General features: G+C 69.0%; 13 protein-coding genes. 10 read left to right on the plus strand and 3 right to left on the minus strand.

Going from position 1 to position 15,428, the window contains the following annotated elements:
* The first annotated feature begins 194 nt into the window (after window positions 1-194).
* On the plus strand, window positions 195-791 hold the full coding sequence (locus CWS50_RS02995; protein WP_127841611.1) for a hypothetical protein: 597 nt from the start codon (window positions 195-197) through the stop codon (window positions 789-791).
* 1,263 nt (window positions 792-2,054) lie between these two features.
* Window positions 2,055-2,510: a zinc ribbon domain-containing protein gene (locus CWS50_RS03005; RefSeq protein ID WP_127841612.1), complete on the plus strand. Its 456-nt coding sequence runs from the start codon at window positions 2,055-2,057 to the stop codon at window positions 2,508-2,510.
* Window positions 2,511-3,597: 1,087 nt separating this feature from the next.
* Here the strand turns inward: CWS50_RS03005 and CWS50_RS03010 are convergent.
* A complete protein-coding gene (locus CWS50_RS03010) occupies window positions 3,598-4,041 on the minus strand; it encodes an NAD(P)H-dependent oxidoreductase (RefSeq protein ID WP_243118431.1) in 444 nt (147 codons plus the stop codon).
* Window positions 4,042-4,351: 310 nt separating this feature from the next.
* On the opposite strand from CWS50_RS03010, the gene CWS50_RS03015 reads away from it, so the two are divergent.
* On the plus strand, window positions 4,352-4,810 hold the full coding sequence (locus tag CWS50_RS03015; protein WP_243118432.1) for a MerR family transcriptional regulator: 459 nt from the start codon (window positions 4,352-4,354) through the stop codon (window positions 4,808-4,810).
* Window positions 4,811-5,049: 239 nt separating this feature from the next.
* Complete coding sequence (locus tag CWS50_RS03020) at window positions 5,050-5,640, plus strand: DJ-1 family glyoxalase III (RefSeq protein WP_127841613.1); 591 nt, start codon at window positions 5,050-5,052, stop codon at window positions 5,638-5,640.
* 322 nt (window positions 5,641-5,962) lie between these two features.
* On the opposite strand, the gene CWS50_RS03025 is transcribed toward CWS50_RS03020, so the two are convergent.
* Window positions 5,963-6,517, minus strand: coding sequence for a hypothetical protein (locus CWS50_RS03025; protein WP_127841614.1), 555 nt, complete (start codon window positions 6,515-6,517; stop codon window positions 5,963-5,965).
* 197 nt (window positions 6,518-6,714) lie between these two features.
* Window positions 6,715-8,868: a PspC domain-containing protein gene (locus CWS50_RS03030; RefSeq protein ID WP_127841615.1), complete on the minus strand. Its 2,154-nt coding sequence runs from the start codon at window positions 8,866-8,868 to the stop codon at window positions 6,715-6,717.
* Window positions 8,869-9,375: 507 nt separating this feature from the next.
* Between CWS50_RS03030 and CWS50_RS03035 the strand changes: the two genes are divergently transcribed.
* The 6 genes from CWS50_RS03035 to atpB all read left to right on the plus strand — a co-directional run bounded on the left by CWS50_RS03035 (window position 9,376) and on the right by atpB (window position 15,305).
* Entirely contained in the window at window positions 9,376-10,740 is a 1,365-nt protein-coding gene (locus CWS50_RS03035) for an ATP-binding protein (protein ID WP_127841616.1), read from the plus strand.
* Between the two features lie 62 nt (window positions 10,741-10,802).
* Entirely contained in the window at window positions 10,803-11,510 is a 708-nt protein-coding gene (locus CWS50_RS03040) for a response regulator (protein WP_279221962.1), read from the plus strand.
* 39 nt (window positions 11,511-11,549) lie between these two features.
* Window positions 11,550-12,344: an L-threonylcarbamoyladenylate synthase gene (locus CWS50_RS03045; protein ID WP_127841617.1), complete on the plus strand. Its 795-nt coding sequence runs from the start codon at window positions 11,550-11,552 to the stop codon at window positions 12,342-12,344.
* Window positions 12,341-13,663: an MraY family glycosyltransferase gene (locus CWS50_RS03050; RefSeq protein WP_127841618.1), complete on the plus strand. Its 1,323-nt coding sequence runs from the start codon at window positions 12,341-12,343 to the stop codon at window positions 13,661-13,663. The genes CWS50_RS03045 and CWS50_RS03050 overlap by 4 nt, the downstream gene beginning before the upstream one ends.
* The gene (locus CWS50_RS03055) at window positions 13,657-14,178 is read left to right on the plus strand and encodes a pseudouridine synthase (protein ID WP_127841619.1); all 522 of its coding nucleotides are present in this window, start codon (window positions 13,657-13,659) and stop codon (window positions 14,176-14,178) included. The genes CWS50_RS03050 and CWS50_RS03055 overlap by 7 nt, the downstream gene beginning before the upstream one ends.
* 308 nt (window positions 14,179-14,486) lie before the next feature.
* Complete coding sequence (gene atpB / locus CWS50_RS03060) at window positions 14,487-15,305, plus strand: F0F1 ATP synthase subunit A (protein WP_127843193.1); 819 nt, start codon at window positions 14,487-14,489, stop codon at window positions 15,303-15,305.
* The last annotated feature ends 123 nt before the right edge of the window (window positions 15,306-15,428 follow it).

The raw sequence follows: 15,428 nt of genomic DNA on the forward strand, positions 1-15,428 counted from the left end.
GAACGACTGATCTAAGCGTCTGATCGGCGGGATAGGGTGGTTATCCGATCGACGGAGGCCTCATACTTTCGACGGTAAGACCGGCATCTCTGTTGACTGGAAGCGTTCATGGATGTAACATATACATTGCGTGCATTGTCGTATTGCGAGCGTACACAGGAGTTGCATCATGAGCCCTAAAAGAGCCTAGCGCAATGAGGCGCCAGAGCCGACGTGTCGGCGCTGCTTGTCTTGTTGCAGCAGTATTCTTTTCGATGTCGGCCAGTGCATGGTCGTCAGAACAGTTTCCGGGTGCCGGGCCCGAGGATCCGGCTGCAGTCGCGGAGGCGATCTCAAGTATGAGGGATCGTGAAGTGGCGTGGGTCGGGGAGCCGATCAACCCGGAGGGTGTTGGGCGGACGACCCTGACTGGCGGTACGGTCGATGTACCTTCCAGTGGCGGTGAAGGAGTCACTTTCACGGACTCAGAGGGAGAGTCGGTTAGAATCGGGCTCCCAGAAGCTGCGGGGTCGCAGGAGGCTGAGGTTCTTGATGGTGGCACGGTGGTGTTTCCCGGCGAAGAGAGCGCGAGCGCCGTCATTGTGACCGACCACGGCGCCCAGATGCTAACAGAGATAGCCGATGGCGCCGCCCCAACGCGGTGCTCCTACGAGATCGATCTTCAGGACGACCAGCATCTTGAGCTTGTTGACGACGGGGCGGTTGTCGTCGATGGTGATGGCAGTGTCACTCTCGCTGCAGGCTCGGCGTGGGCGACGGACGCCGAGGGGAGAAGCGTCCCGACCTGGTAGGAGACTGACGGGAGTACGCTGGTCCAAGTTGTTGACCACGCGTCTGCTGAGGACGTTTCCTACCCGGTTGTGGCCGATCCTATTTGGCTGGCGCCATGGATGATAAAATGTCTGGTGGGTATCGGGCTGGCGGGCCCACAGATCAGCGCGATCGCCTCAATGGGAAACCCGGCGTCAATCCTGGCAGCATTTGGCCGGGCTGCATTTGCCTGCGTTGTTGGAAGGTGAAAAGGGGGCGTGATGTTTATGCGACCGTCAGAGAAGGTGATCTCCGCTAGGATTCGAGCAACTGATGCGAAGATCGCTGCGCACCCCTTAGGGTCGGAGCGGGTACGCGAGGCTCACCGTCTTATTGAGGAGTACGGGAGCGACCGGGACCGCGTCAGCAGTGAGCTGGCCCGAAGAGGTTTACCGAGCCTGCAAGAGCTTGGTTCGCTCCAGGTGAGGCACACGTTGAGCTGGTGGTGGCTTCACCGGAGCCGAAACAGGCTGGCTCGGCGCCTGGCGCGCCTGCGCAGATAGGGCAGTGCGACGTCCCGTTCTCCTCCGGTGCTGTTTCTTTGGTCCCGTTGTCCTCGTAGAATTCTACGAGGACAACGGGATGCGTGCGGGTCATACTATCCGTGCGCGGGCGGTCTGTCGCCCCAGGGCCGACTCCCCCTCTACGTGCTGGCACAGTATCCGCGCGCAGGGCGGTCCGTCCCTGCCGCTCCCTTGTTCTTTTAGGCTCTTAGATCTGTCAGGTGTGGCGCGCATGAAACGAAACTGTATTCTGGGGTGCGCTCGGTCTGATATCGAATGAGCTGGCGGGCTTTGACGTGACCGAAGAGGGGCGCGCGGTACTCATCCGATGGAAGAAGCGAAACGACTTGCTCATCCTGATCAGACTGAAGACTGAAGGCATCCTAAGGCAGAAGGCATTCTCCACTGGGTGACAGGGTGTGAGGAGGCGCCCCGCGTGTGCGGGGTCGGGTGGGCCAGCCTCCAGTCCTCGACCGCCCTGTCCGGAGGCGCCCCGCGTGTGCGGGGTCGGGGGCCACGAGGAGATGGAGGTCCACAGGTTGCCGAGAGGCGCCCTGCGTGTGCGGGGTCGGGGCGGGGCTGGGCGCCCAGGGTCGGGGTCCGGTTGCCACCAGGCTGTGACGAGGTACCTGGCTGCGCAGGAAACATCCTGTTTCGCGACCTCGTCGCACCTCGTTGCTTTACTGAGGACGCGTACGAGACGCGTGGGCCGGCGGCGGCCCTGACGAGAAAGGAGACCATATGTCAATCGGATCGATGATTGCCCAGGCGCGTGAGGACCAGGGGCTGACACAGAAGGACCTTGCCGAGAGGCTGTTCGTAACCAGGCAGGCGGTGTCGCGATGGGAGACCGGAGCGGTCGCGCCTGGTATCGACATGTGCAAGCTGATTGCCATCACTCTCGGTACTCCCGTCACTCGCCTGCTGGAGATGCCAGAGGATCCTTCCTGCCAGAGCTGTGGCATGCCGGTACCCACGGAGGAGCTCTGCGGCACCGAGGCTGACGGGAGCCGGACGGAGGAGTACTGCACCTGGTGCTACCAGAAGGGCGACTTCACCTCCCAGGAGACCTTGGAGGAGGTCATTGAGCACACGGCGCCCCTGATGGCGGACAGCACAGGCCTCAGCAGGGACGAGGCGGTCTCCTACCTGACTACGGTGCTTCCGCTCCTGAGACGCTGGAGGCAGGAGACCTGAGACTGAGCAGTCCTTTTCAGGCCAAGGTGGTCCTCTGCTGCCCACGTGGTCCTGGCCTGCCGCCTGGCGCCGGTGAGTGCCGCGTCGGGATCTGGCCCACTGAGACGTGTCGAGTCCTCAGGATGTGCCGAGTCCTCACAAAGTACTGACGTACAGGTACTTTGTGAGGACTCGGCACATCTCGGTACCAGGGTGCGGCGGGCTCCTCGGGGTGGGGCCTGTGAAGGAGGTGTGGGTACGCACGGTGGGTTGTGGCTGGCTGCGGCTGTGGTCGCGGGGTCCGCGGCAACGCGGTTGCACGCTCAGCCTTCACCGTGTTTATGCAGGTCCGCGCAATCACGCCGTTTTACCAGACACCTCGGTGAGGCCTGGAGAGCTCCCATGTGCAATAAGGATCTCGAAGCACATGGGAGCCTCGGAACCAGGAACCGCCCTCCACCACAAACCGCGGTATCACGCGGAATCCATCTCTCGCCCAGAAACGTGAGTGTGCCGCTGCGCCTGCGACCAGCACGTACCAGCCCCCAAGCACCCTGCCAGGCAAGCGTGCAAAACCCGGCACCCGGGCAGACAGACCAGGCAGGAACTCCCACGCCATCATGGCGAGCACCTGGCAGACCTCCGTGGCACCTCCAGGTCCTGTGGTGAGGATCTGCCTGGTGGCAGGCAAGCGTACAGAGGGTGTCCGCCCCACGGACAAGGAGCCGCGACGACCTGTCGGGCCAGGACGTGGCTCCGTGGGAGTCCGCTGAGCCACGTCAGCGCCGATACCGGCTGCACACGCCCTTGTCGGAGATCTGGGCACCCTGGCAGGCTCTCGCAGCACTGAGCCCTCCCCGGTAGCGGTCCAGTTCTTGGCACACCAGGCCCGTGGCGGGCCCGCTGCCCTCGCGGGTGGTGCTGTCGGGGCAGCAGCCCCAGCCAGGGGGCTGTCAAGGTGCGAGTGCGCGTGCCGGTGCTGGTGTGGTGGCACTGGCCAGTGGTTGTGGTCCGGTCCCCTGCGGTGGATCTGTCGGTTGCTGCTGGTGCGGTAGCACTGGCCAGTGGCCGCGGTGCCTTGCTGCTCCTAGTGCGCGGCTCCCGGTAGTCAGCCCTCGTGCAGACCCAGGGCGGGCCGCTCGGCAGTCAGCTCCTGGGCGTAGGCCGCGGCTCGGTCCTCCAGGGCCTGCGGGCTCATCCCGTTAGTGCCCGTGGTGACGAACGGAGTGAGGAAGCGGGTGCCGATGAGGTTGCTGGTGGCCTGGAAAGGCCGCAGCAGCTCGGTGACGGAGTAGTGGAACTTGCCCTCAGGCGTGTAGCTCCCAGCGTCCGCGCCGGGGGAGACCGCGACCAGGAGCTCCTTGCCGTGCAGGGCAGTGCCCGTGGAGCCGTAGGCCCAGCCGTGCGTCAGGACCTCGTCCTCCCACTTCTTGAGCAGGGGCGGGCAGGAGTACCAGTACATGGGGAACTGCCACACGATGCGGTCGGTGCCCAGGAGCACCTCCTGCTCGGCGGCGACGTCGACGTGCTCGTCAGGGTAGAGGCCGTACATGTTCCTGACGACGACGCCCTCGACGTCCTTGGCCGCGCGCCAGGCGCGCGTTGACCACGGAGACGTCCAGGTGGGGGTGGAAGAGGAAGACGGTGGTCCTCAACTGCTTCTCCTTGAGGTGCTGGTTGGTGCCTGATGGGTGGTGGCGCCGCCGCGTGGTGTGCGCTCCATGACGGCGGTAGTCTGAAACTTGAAGCCCGCATCAAGTCAAGTATGAGGCTTGTCATATGTTGCCTGATCTGCTGCGTGGTCAGGTGGAGCGAGCACGACGGGCAGCAGACAGCGGAACACATCGGAACAAGGGGGGCACGTGGCGCACGACCTGAGCATTGGTGAGGCAGCCGCGGAGCTGGGGATGACCCCCTCCGCCCTGCGCTACTACGACAGGCAGGGCCTGCTGCCGGGAGTCTCACGCACCAGTAGCGGGACCAGGCGTTTCACCGAGGACGACCTGGAGTGGGTGCGCTACGTGGAGCGGCTCAAGCTCTCCGGCATGCCTATCAAGGAGGTCCGGCGCTACGTCGAGCTGTACGAGCAGGGTGACGCCACCATCGGGCAGCGCCGGGCCATCGTGGAGGCACGGCGTGCGCGGGTCGAGGACCAGCTGGAGGAGGCGCGCCGCACGCTGGACTTCATCACCTACAAGTGCTGGTACTACGAGGTCGCCGAGGCGGCTGGCACCTGTGACGCGCCGCGGGACATGCCGTGGGAGGAGTTGCCCCCCGACATCCGCCGCATCAAGCAGCAGTGTCAGATTCACAGGTACTGACACTCACGGGGCGCGTTATGCCCTGCGTGGGCGCTCGTCAACAGCCCGGGTAGTCTGCCCAGGCCGTTCCCCACGTACCACTGATCAGGGGGCTCCCATGACCATGGCGTCGTCGTGGCCGCAGGCGCCCGGGTGCGCGGCGTAGAGTCTGATGGCGATGGGCCAGCACCGGGCAGCTGAGGATGGTCGGGTCCACTGGCCGACATGGTCCAACCAGTAGCAGCCACCAAGGAGGAGCTATGCCTGAGCTCAAGGCAGGGACACGCAGCACAGACAAGAAGGTCGCCGTCCTTATCGCACCCGGGCTGGAGGAGGTGGAGGCACTGGCCGTGGTGGACCTGCTCTTCCGCGCCGGCATCCCCACCGACATGGTCGCGGTGGCTCCGGAGGTGACCGTGACCTCCTCCCACAACATCGTCCTGACCTGCGACCGCCTCCTGGAGGGGACCGACCTGGCCGACTACGACATGCTCGTCCTGCCCGGCGGCCTCCCCGGCACCCCCAACCTCCGGGCCTGCCAGCCTCTGATGGATGAGGTCACGGCTCGTGTGGAGGCAGGCCGTCCGGTGGCGGCTATCTGCGCGGCCCCTTCCATCCTGGCCGAGCTGGGCCTGCTGGAGGGGCGGAAGGCGACGTCGAACCCCGGATTCACCAGCGTCCTGGCCAAGCACGGTGCCACAGTCAGTGAGGCCAGCGTGGTCGTGGACGGCAGCGTCATCACCTCCCGGGGCATGGCCACGGCTATCGACTTCGGCCTGGAGATCGTGCGCTACTACCTGGGTGACGACGCCGTGGCCGACCTCAGGGCCAAGATCGTCTACCAGGGCTGAGTACCCGGCGGCGCTCCCCGGCAGCTGCACATCTTCGGCCTCCCACCTGGCTGGCTGTGACGGGCTGGTGGCGGCAGGATCCGCGTGTCTCTGCCAGTGTGCTGCGTGAGGGAGTGCGGCGGAGGCACCGCACAGGACCGAAGATGTGCAGCGCGACTGCTGTTGCACATCTTCAGGCCCAGCGGTGTGACTTGCCCGCGCGTGGGCGGCTTGATTCCGACGTCCACCCGCGCAGGTGTCCCGTGAAGATGTGCAGCAGCGTGGTGACGGCCTGCTCGGGGGAGGCCCAAGGACCGGGCCTCCCCCGAGCCAGCCGGAGCGCTCAGCCCCGACCGGAACGGCGGGGGACCAGGGCCAGGACCACCAGCACGAGCCCGATCCCTCCCAGGCACGCGATCCCTGTGGCCGCAGGGTCCAGACGTACTCCCAGCCCGGTCATGATGAGCAGGCTGCCTACCAGGACCAGGACAGCGCCCCACAGGAGGGTGGAGCCCCTGATGCTCCTCGGCGGCTGGTCCGTGCTCCCAGCACCCTCAGGGGCGGCGGTGCCTGAGCTCCACACGGTGCCCGTGGTGGCCGAGGTGCCCCGGCCACCCGCAGAGCTGGGAGCCGCCCGGCCGCTGGTGGTGCTGCCAGCTCCTGCGGGGCCAGACGTGCCGGAGGGTCCGCTCGTGTCCCTGCCTGCGCTCGCGGCTCCTGTCGTGTCTGCTGCTCCCACAGGTCGGGGAGGTCCTGTCGGCTGGTCGTCCCCGGCCGCCCCGGTGGGGTCTGTGGCCCTGGCGGTGCTGCCCGTGGTGGGCGGCTCAGGTGCCACCGGAGAGGTGTCGGCAGAGGTGGAGGAGCCGCTGCCCGTGCTGTCTTCGCTGTCTTCGTGCATGTGTTCCTGTCCTGACGTGTGTCTGTGTGTCTACGCGTGCGGGGCGTGAGGTGTCCTGCACTGTGTCGTGCTGCGGCACTGGGCGCAGGCCGGGACGCCCGGACCTTGTTGCTGGGGGGCAGCCGTGGGCGCTGTGACGTGCCAGACCTTGTTCACTGGGTGGCTCCCAGAGTGGTTCACTGGGTGGCTCCCAGGGGTCACGGGGCCGCAGTGGCTGACGGGGCGAGGGTGGGCCTGTCGGAGGCCTCTGCCGAGGTGCTGTCGCCGGGGGAGGGGTCAGTGCTGGGCGAGCCGGAGGCGGTGGTGCCCGGTGAGGCTGCGGAGTTGTCTCCAGAGTCCTCTCCGTCCTCTCCCGGTCGGCTCCCCGCCCCCGCAGAGAGCTGCTGGGCGACACAGGCGTCGTAGGCGGCACGCTGCTGCTCCCCCAGCCCCGACAGGTCGGTCCAGGTCGCGGCGTCGTCCCAGCCCTCCCCGGAGGCTGCTGCGTCCTCCCGCTCCTCCTCAATGGATTCCAGGCACAGCTCAGCGGTGTCCGAGGAGACCGCCGCGTGGTCCGTACCGGGCACGGGAAGGCTGGTCCTCGGATTGGAACCCCCTGCCTCGTACCAGCGGTAGACGACCCACACGTCCTCCTGGGCGTTGCCGTACCAGGTCACCTCGTCAGGCCCCGCGATGATGTTGACCGACCCCATGTCGGCGCTGGCGTTCACAGTGACAACGGATGCCCCGCTCCCGGCGTCAGCGGCCGAGGCCGAGGCCGAGGCCACCGTGGCCTCCTGCTCCAGCCCACTGACATGGTGCTCGGACTGGGCGACCCGCTGCCCGTCGGTGGTGTAGCGCCCTGTCCCCTCCTCGTCGCCGGTCGTGGTCACGGCGGACCCGTTCAGCTGCCAGCTCCCGGTCAACTCCGCGTTGACGCCGCCCACGTCGGCCCGGGCGCGGATCCTGACCGTCTGCTCCTCACTGACGAGGAGCGACAGGTTGCCGATGTCCACACTGGCCGAGATCGTGGAAAGGGAGTCGCCAGCATCGGCAGGCATGTCTCGCAGGTCCAGGATGAGACGGCCGATTCCCAGCTCCCGGGTGACGCTGCTGCTCCCGCCCGCAGACGCGGACAGCTCCTCCCAGGTGACCACGGTCCTGGTCCCGGTCCCGTGGAGTATCTGCGGCCAGGTCGCCCTCAAAGCCGGTGCCGGTGTGAGCATGCCCAGCACCAGGCCCGGGAGCACGAGGAGGAGGACTGGCCATCCCAGGGCCGTCATCCACCCGCCGCGGCGACGGCGCAGCCCACTGACCAGGACTCCGGCGCCCAGCAGCCCCACGACGCACCCCGCCAGGAGCAGGTGGGACTGGATGAGGCCGACGCGCTCCGTGCTGGCCGCGAACCAGATGCCGGCGGCGCAGATGAGGGCGAGCCCCAGCACCGTCAGGGAGACTCCTCTGCCCGGCCCGGGACGTTGGGGCCGGGGCCCCGGGGTGGTTGCCTTGTGGCCAACGGGTGGGGACAGCGGGTAGGGCGTGCTGCCCGGACCGGCCGGGTAGGGCGCGGTACGGCTAGGGTGGTAGCCGCCGTAGTACGGCTGCCTGCCACCCGGGTCGCCTGGGCCGGGGTAGGGCCTTGCGGACGGGGCTGGCCCCGAGACCGCCCAGGCTCCCGGTGCTGAGCCGGGTGCGGACGGGTTGTGCCCTGGGGGCGGCTGGGCGGCAGGCCCGGCCGGGGGCGGCACTGGGGAGGGCGTGGCGGCCACAGAGGAGGTCATAGGCCCCGCGTCTCCGGGCGCCGGGGACGAGCCTGCCGGGGGCGTGGCGTCCACGGAGGGCTGCCCACCCGGTGATGCTGAGGCGCCAGTGGGGCGCGGGCGGTTTCCAGGGGTGGCGGAGTACGGGGCACCTGCGGGGCCGGCTGGGGCCGGGCCGCCCGCTCCCACAGGAGGAGGCGGTGTCTCCCCTCCCTGCTGCCTGGACAGGTAGCGGATGCCGCCGACAAGGACCAGGGCCAGCAGGGCCAGCCAGAACAGGGACCACAGGACCCAGCCGAGACCTGGCACGTCCCACGCCCCGATGTACCATCCGGGAAGGAGCCCGTGGTCCAGCAGGCTCATGCCGATGAGGACCGAGCCCGCTGCTCCTGCCAGCCCCGCCTCAAAACGGCCCGCCAGGGCCTCCTCCACGTGGATGCGCCCGTCGCCCTCCTCGGGCAGCAGCGCCCAGCCCAGCCCGTAGGCGAGGAGGCCGACCCCGGTGAAGACGGAGACGACAACCCACAGGCACCGTACGAGGGTGGGGTCGACCCCCAGCCTCCTGGCGGTGCCACCGGCGACGCCGCCGACCCACCGGTCCTGCGTGCGCATCACCCCTGTCCGACGCACCGAGCCGAAGAACCCTCTGACGGAGCCCTGCCCTGGTGCCTGGTAGGCCCCGCCGGGGAAGGGCGCGGCTCCTGGCGCCGCCCCCGCCTGGTCGGTGTGGTCGGCGTGGCCCGAGGGGTGGCCTGGCTGCTGTCCTGCTGACTCCTGGCTGGTCCTCCCGGATTCCGGTGGCCCGGCCTGTCCAGAGGGGGTGTGGGCTGTGGAGAAGGCGCTCTGTGAGCCGATGGGGGCATCCGCCCCCTCGGGGGCGTGCGGGGCCGCAGGGTCCTGGGGACCGGTCTCGTGGGGGAGGTGTCGTCGTTGCTCGTAGGCTTGTTGTTGTTGACAGGGTTGACAGGGTTATCGGCGTTCACAGGCTTATCGTCACCGAAGGGTGCCGTCCCACGCGATCCGGGGACGCCCTGACTGTCCCCCGAGCCGACCCCTGGGTCACCCGGGCTTTCGCCCGTCGTCGTGGCTCAGGGGGCTGGGACGTGCCACGATGAGACCGTGACCCTCCGGCCTCCTCCCGCCCCCGAGCCAGCCGGTGCGGCTCCTGAGGCTCCTCCGGTGCCCGTACCCGGCAGGCCCGCCCAGCGGCTCCCCCTGCGCCGCCCGCCCAGGGGCCTCAGGCTGCTCGCCTCCCGCTCGTCAGCCGCATCCCAGGGCTCCGGGCCAGGACGCCCCCGTGTCCCCCGCCTGCTGGCTGGAGTGTGCTCCGGGGTCGCAGCGCACCTGGGGCTGCCGTCCTGGTTGGTGCGCGCGGGGTTCCTGGCGTTGGGTATGCTCGGTGGAGCGGGCCTTCTTCTCTACGCCCTGCTGTGGGTCGCGGTCCCTGCCGGGGACCCGTGGGCACAGGAGGACGGGCTCCCCCCGGCGCGTGCCCGCCTGGCTACCAGGACCGTTGCCAGGGGACCCGGGAGGACCGCCTCCAGTGGCCGCCAGGGGGTCATTGACGGCAGCCCCTTCATCCTGGCCGCTGTGCTGCTTGCGGCCTGGCGCCTGGACCTGCTGGAGCGGGCGGGCAGCCTGGTCATCATCCTCATCGTCGTCGCCGGGGTCGCCTTGGCCTGGTCCCAGGGCGAGGCCGTTCTCGCCCCCGGGCGCAGCGCAGGCGCCGTCCTCAGGCTCCTGGGCGGCACCGCCCTGGCTGCCGTGGGCATCCTGGCCTGGGTCGCCAGCGACAGCCCTCCCGGCGAGATCCTCTCCGGGGCGCTGGCGGGGGGCGCCGTCATCGCCGGGGTCGGTGCGGTCCTGGTCCCCCTGTGGCTGAGGACAGCCCGTGCGCTCACCGAGACCCGTGAGGCCGAGGCCCGTGAGGCCGAGCGGGCCGACATCGCCGCGCACCTCCACGACTCGGTGCTGCAGACGCTCACCCTCATCCGCAGGCGGGCGGCGGAGCCGGAGACGGTGGCCCGGCTGGCGCGCTCCCAGGAGCGCGAGCTGCGCGCGTGGCTGTACACGGACCGGCCTGAGCCTGGCACCTCCGTGTCTGACGCCTTCAGGGACCTGGTGGGTGAGGTCGAGGACCGCTACGGCGTGGCCGTGGACCTCGTCTGCGTGGGTGACCGTGTCCCGGACCGTGACACCGAGGTCGTGGTGGCTGCCTCCCGTGAGGCCCTGTCCAACGCCGTGCGTCACGGTGCCCCACCGGTGTCGCTCTACCTGGAGGCGGGTCCCGAGCGCCTGGAGGTGTTCGTGCGGGACCGAGGGCCCGGCTTTGACCTTGAGGCCGTGGCGCCGGACCGGCACGGGGTGCGTGAGTCCATCATCGCGCGCATGGAGCGTCACGGCGGCAGCGCACGTGTGCGCAGGCTCGAGGCGGGCACGGAGGTCGCCTTGTCCCTGCCTGCGCCCACCGCCCAGGACGCCTAGCATGTGGGCACGCGCACCGGCATGTCAGCGCGTGCCACCACAGCCTGCGAGGAGCACCCACAGTGTCCGTCCCTCCGCCGTCCGTCCCCTCACCGTCCGTCCTGGAGACGTCCTCGCACCTGCGTGTCCTCGTTGTCGACGACCACGTCCTGGTGCGTGCGGGAGTGCGTGCCGAGCTGAGCACTCACGCGCCGGACCTGGAGGTCGTGGCTGAGGCCAGCGACGTCGAGGGGGCTGTCGCCGCAGTGCACGCCCTGGCACCTGACGTGGTCCTGCTTGACGTGCACCTTCCGGGAGGAGACGGTGGGGGAGGGGCTGAGGTGGTGACCGCCTGCCGTGACGTGGAGGCGAGCCGCTTCCTGGCGCTGTCGGTCTCCGACGCGGCGGAGGACGTCGTTGCCGTCATCCGTGCCGGTGCCCGGGGCTACGTCACCAAGGCCATCTCCCCGCAGGACCTGGCCCAGGCGGTACGCCGCGTCGCCGCCGGGGACGCTGCCTTCTCGCCCCGGCTGGCCGGCTTCGTCCTGGACGCCTTCGGGACCGGGGCGGGGGAGGTGGCGGTGGCTGACTCCGAGCTGGACCGACTGTCCGCCCGTGAGCGTGAGGTGATGCGCCTGATCGCCCGCGGCTACACCTACAAGGAGTGCGCTTCCGAGCTCTTCATCTCTGTCAAGACCGTGGAGACCCACGTCTCTGCGGTCCTGCGCAAGCTCCAGCTGTCCAACCGCAACGAGCTGACCCGCTGGGCTGCGGCGCGGCGCCTGGTGTGACGCAGGTCCTTGCTGCTGACAGGAGCGGATCGTGCGAGGATGCGCACCGTGAGTCGGCAGCAGGAGACCGTGGCAGCAGCAGGAGCAGGAGAGGCGGCTGCGGAGCACGTGCGTGCTGGCGGCCTCGTGGCCCTGCCGACTGACACCGTCTACGGGCTGGGGTGCAGGGCTGCTGACGCCCAGGCCGTGACCCGGCTCCTGGCGGCCAAGGGGCGTGACAGCCGCAAGCCGCCTCCTGTCCTTGTCGCCGACGCCGCAGAGCTGGACAGCCTGGTGCCCCTGGTGCCTCCTGTCGCCCGTGCCCTCGTGCAGGCCTTCTGGCCCGGAGCGCTGACTCTTGTCCTCGACGCCAGGCCCGGTCTGGGCTGGTGGCTGGGGCAGACCTCGGCGACCATCGCGGTGCGCATGCCCGACCACCCTGTGGCCCTGGCGCTGCTGCGTGACGTGGGTCCGATGGCGGTGACCTCAGCCAACCGTTCCGGTCAGGCGCCCGCCACTGACGCCGACGGCGTGCGCGCCGCCTTTCCCGACAGGGTGCTGCCGCCTGGCGGGGACGCTCGCGGCCAGGACGGCCGAGACCGGGACGTCCTGCATGACATCCTGCTTGTCGACTCCGGCCCCACCCCGGGTCCCCTACCCTCCACCATCGTCGACCTCTCCGGTCCCCGTGGCCACGCCGACCAGCCGCGCGTGATACGCCACGGGGTCCTGGACCCCCGGCGCCTGGCTGAGGTCGTCGCTGCCTCCTGGGAGGGTGCGGACGCCGCCAGGGACTTAGCCGGGGACGCCGCCCCGGTACGTGCCGGACAGGTGAGCGAGGAGGCAGGGAGGTGAGGGTCTACCTGCTTGTCCTTCTCGTGGCGGCTGCGGGAACCTACGTGACGGTCCCCGTGGTGCGCCACGTCGCCCTGGTGAGCAACGCGCTTACCCCGGTGCGTGCCCGTGACGTCCACTCCACGCCCATCCCGCGCCTGGGCGGTGTGGCCATGTTCGTCGGCCTGCTGCTGGCTGTCACCGTGGCCTCCAGGATCCCCTACCTCTCCAACGTCATCGACTCCTCGGCGTGGGCCGTGGTCCTGGGAGCCGGCCTGGTGTGCCTCCTGGGGGTGGTTGACGACCTGTGGGAGCTGGACTGGGCGACCAAGCTGGCAGGGCAGGTGCTGGCCTCGGGGGCTATGGCCTGGCAGGGGGTCCAGCTGCTGACCTTTCCCGTCGGCGGACTGACGATCGGGTCCTCGCGCCTGTCCCTGGTCTCCACGGTCCTGGTCGTCCTGGTGGCCATCAACGCCGTGAACTGGATGGACGGCCTGGACGGGCTGGCCGCAGGGATCGTCGGTATCGGCGCCACCGCGTTCTTCCTCTACGTCTACGTGCTGACCCGCGCCACCAGCCCGGAGTCCTACACCTCCCTGGCGGCTACCGTCGTGGCGGCCCTCATCGGCGTGTGTGTGGGCTTCCTGCCCTACAACTTCAACCCGGCGACGATCTTCATGGGCGACTCCGGGTCCATGCAGCTGGGCCTGGTCTCGGCCGCCTCGACCATCATCGTGACCGGTCAGATCGACCCGGGCAGCTTCGAGGGGTCCCGGGCGGTGCCCGCCTTCCTGCCGATCCTCCTGCCGCTGGTCGTCCTGCTGCTGCCCGTGGTGGACATGGTCCGGCTCATACTCCGTCGTGTCCTGGCCGGGAACAGCCCCTTCCACGCCGACCGGATGCACATGCACCACCGGCTGCTGGCCTCAGGCCACTCCCACCGTCGTGCGGTGCTGGTGATGTACGTGTGGGCTGCGGCTGCCTCCTTCCCGGTGGCCGCCTTGGGCTTCCTGCCCCTGTGGTGGGTCCTGGTCGGTACCCTGGCGGGGGCCGTCCTGGCCCTCGTGGCCACTGTGGACATGATGCCGGGGGTGCGCGGCATGGTAGCGCGGCGTACCGGCGCCCGGCACGTCCGGGTGGTCTCCTCCCGGCTGGTGTCAGGAACGGGCGAGGTCTCGCTTCCCGCCAGCGGTCAGGCCCCCCATGGTGCCGAGACAGGTGCTGTGGCAGGTGCAGAGGAGTCGGTGACGTCGTCCCACGGGTCGCAGGCCGCACGGCCTCAGGTACCGCCGAGGGGCGCAGCAGGAGGACACCCAACAGGTAGGGAGGCATCGTGGTAGCCCACCAGCGGTACGGTGAGCGGCAGCGCGACGACGACGGCGCGCAGGCCTGGCCGGCGGCTCGGCAGGATCAGCAGCAGGGAGTGTCGGCCTCGGCGCTGCTCGGGGCCGTGGCCCGGGTTCGGCGCTCTCTCGGTGTGGTTGTCGTGGCCATGACCGTCCTGGAGGCAGTCTGGGTGGTCCTGGGCAACGTCCGCGCCCCCCTGGGCACCTTTCTCGTGGCGGCGGTGGCGGTGGCGGTCCTGCTGGCCTCAGTCTGGCTCCTCCTGGGGCGTATGGTGCGTTCCGGCCCCGGCCTCATGGTGGTCTGGGTGGGGGGCGGGTACCTTCTCCGCCTGGCCATCCTGGGCGCTGCCCTCGTGGGCGGGCGGGTGCTTGCCCTGGACACCAGGGTCATCGGTGTCTCCCTCATCCTGGCGGTCCTGGCTGGGATGGCCTGTGAGACGGCGGCCCTGGTGCGGGTACGGGGAGACGTGGATCCCGCCCCGCCCGGGGGCCAGCCCCCGGTTCGCTGAGGAGCGCCCGAAGAGTGCCCACAGTGCCTGAGGTGCGGAGGAGGCATAAGGTGCAGGAGCAGCACAGTCATGAGGGACTGCTGTAGCAGGGGTAGCAGGGGGCTGGTGCCTGCCGTTGGTACCTGTGGCGTCATCCTGCCTGATAGCATGTGTACCGCCTTGCACCGCTGAGAGACCTACTGAGATTGCCCACACAGGAGGAGACCCTGTCCGCACACGCTGCCATCGAGGACACTGCCGACACGGCGGGCGCGTCCTCGCCTGACTCCAGCACCCCGGCGCGTCGTCCGTGGCCCGTCTGGTACCGGGTGCTGCTTGGGCTGCTCGTCGTCGTGATTGCCGTGACAGCCGTCCCGGCCTTTACTGAGCACCCCCACCAGCCGGGGGTCAGCGACTTCTTTCCGCAGACCTTCCTCGGTGAGGGAACGCTCCTGGAGGTCAACCGGCTGGTCCTGGTCAGGCTCGTCGTGGCTGCCGTGCTGTGCCTGCTGGTCGCTGCGGCAGCGTCTGGCACCAGACGGGTGCCTGGCCACGGCCGGGCGCTCCTGGAGGTGGTGGCGGACTTCCTGCGCTCCAACGTCGCGCTGGCCATGCTGGGACCTGGAACGGGGCGTCGCTTTGCCCCCTTTCTGACAACCCTCTTCCTCGGTGTCCTGGCGATGAACCTGGCTGGCATCGTCCCGGGACTCAACATCGCCGCCTCTGCGGTCATCGCGGTTCCCCTGGTGCTCGCGCTGACCACCTACGTCACCTTTATCGGCGCTGGCGTGCGGGCGCAGGGCCTGGGCGGGTTCCTGTCCTCCCAGCTCTTTCCTCCCGGTCTGCCCAGGCCCATGTACCTGCTCATCACCCCGATCGAGTTTCTCTCCACTTTTATCGTGAGGCCGGCCACCTTGACGCTGCGTCTGCTGTGCAACATGGTCGCGGGACACCTGCTGCTGGCCATGACCTACTTCGGGACGACGACGCTCCTGCTCCACCTCCAGGCAACCTCGGTCCTGAGCGTCCTGACAGGGGTGTCCATGGTGCTGATGACCCTGTTCGAGGTCTTTGTCGCCTTCCTGCAGGCCTATATCTTCACTATCCTCAGCGCCGTCTACATCAGGCTGTCCGTGGAGGCCCACTGACATGCACAAGCTGGTCGCGCCGGGGCGAAGCCCGTGAGAAGCAGCTACTGCCAGTGCTGACAGCAGTTGACAGTCCTGGAGGGCGACGCCCACCCGGCACCTGAGAAACCTGAACCCAACCCG

It is taken from the genome of Actinomyces wuliandei (genome assembly GCF_004010955.1).
Classification (GTDB): Bacteria; Actinomycetota; Actinomycetes; order Actinomycetales; family Actinomycetaceae; genus Actinomyces; species Actinomyces wuliandei.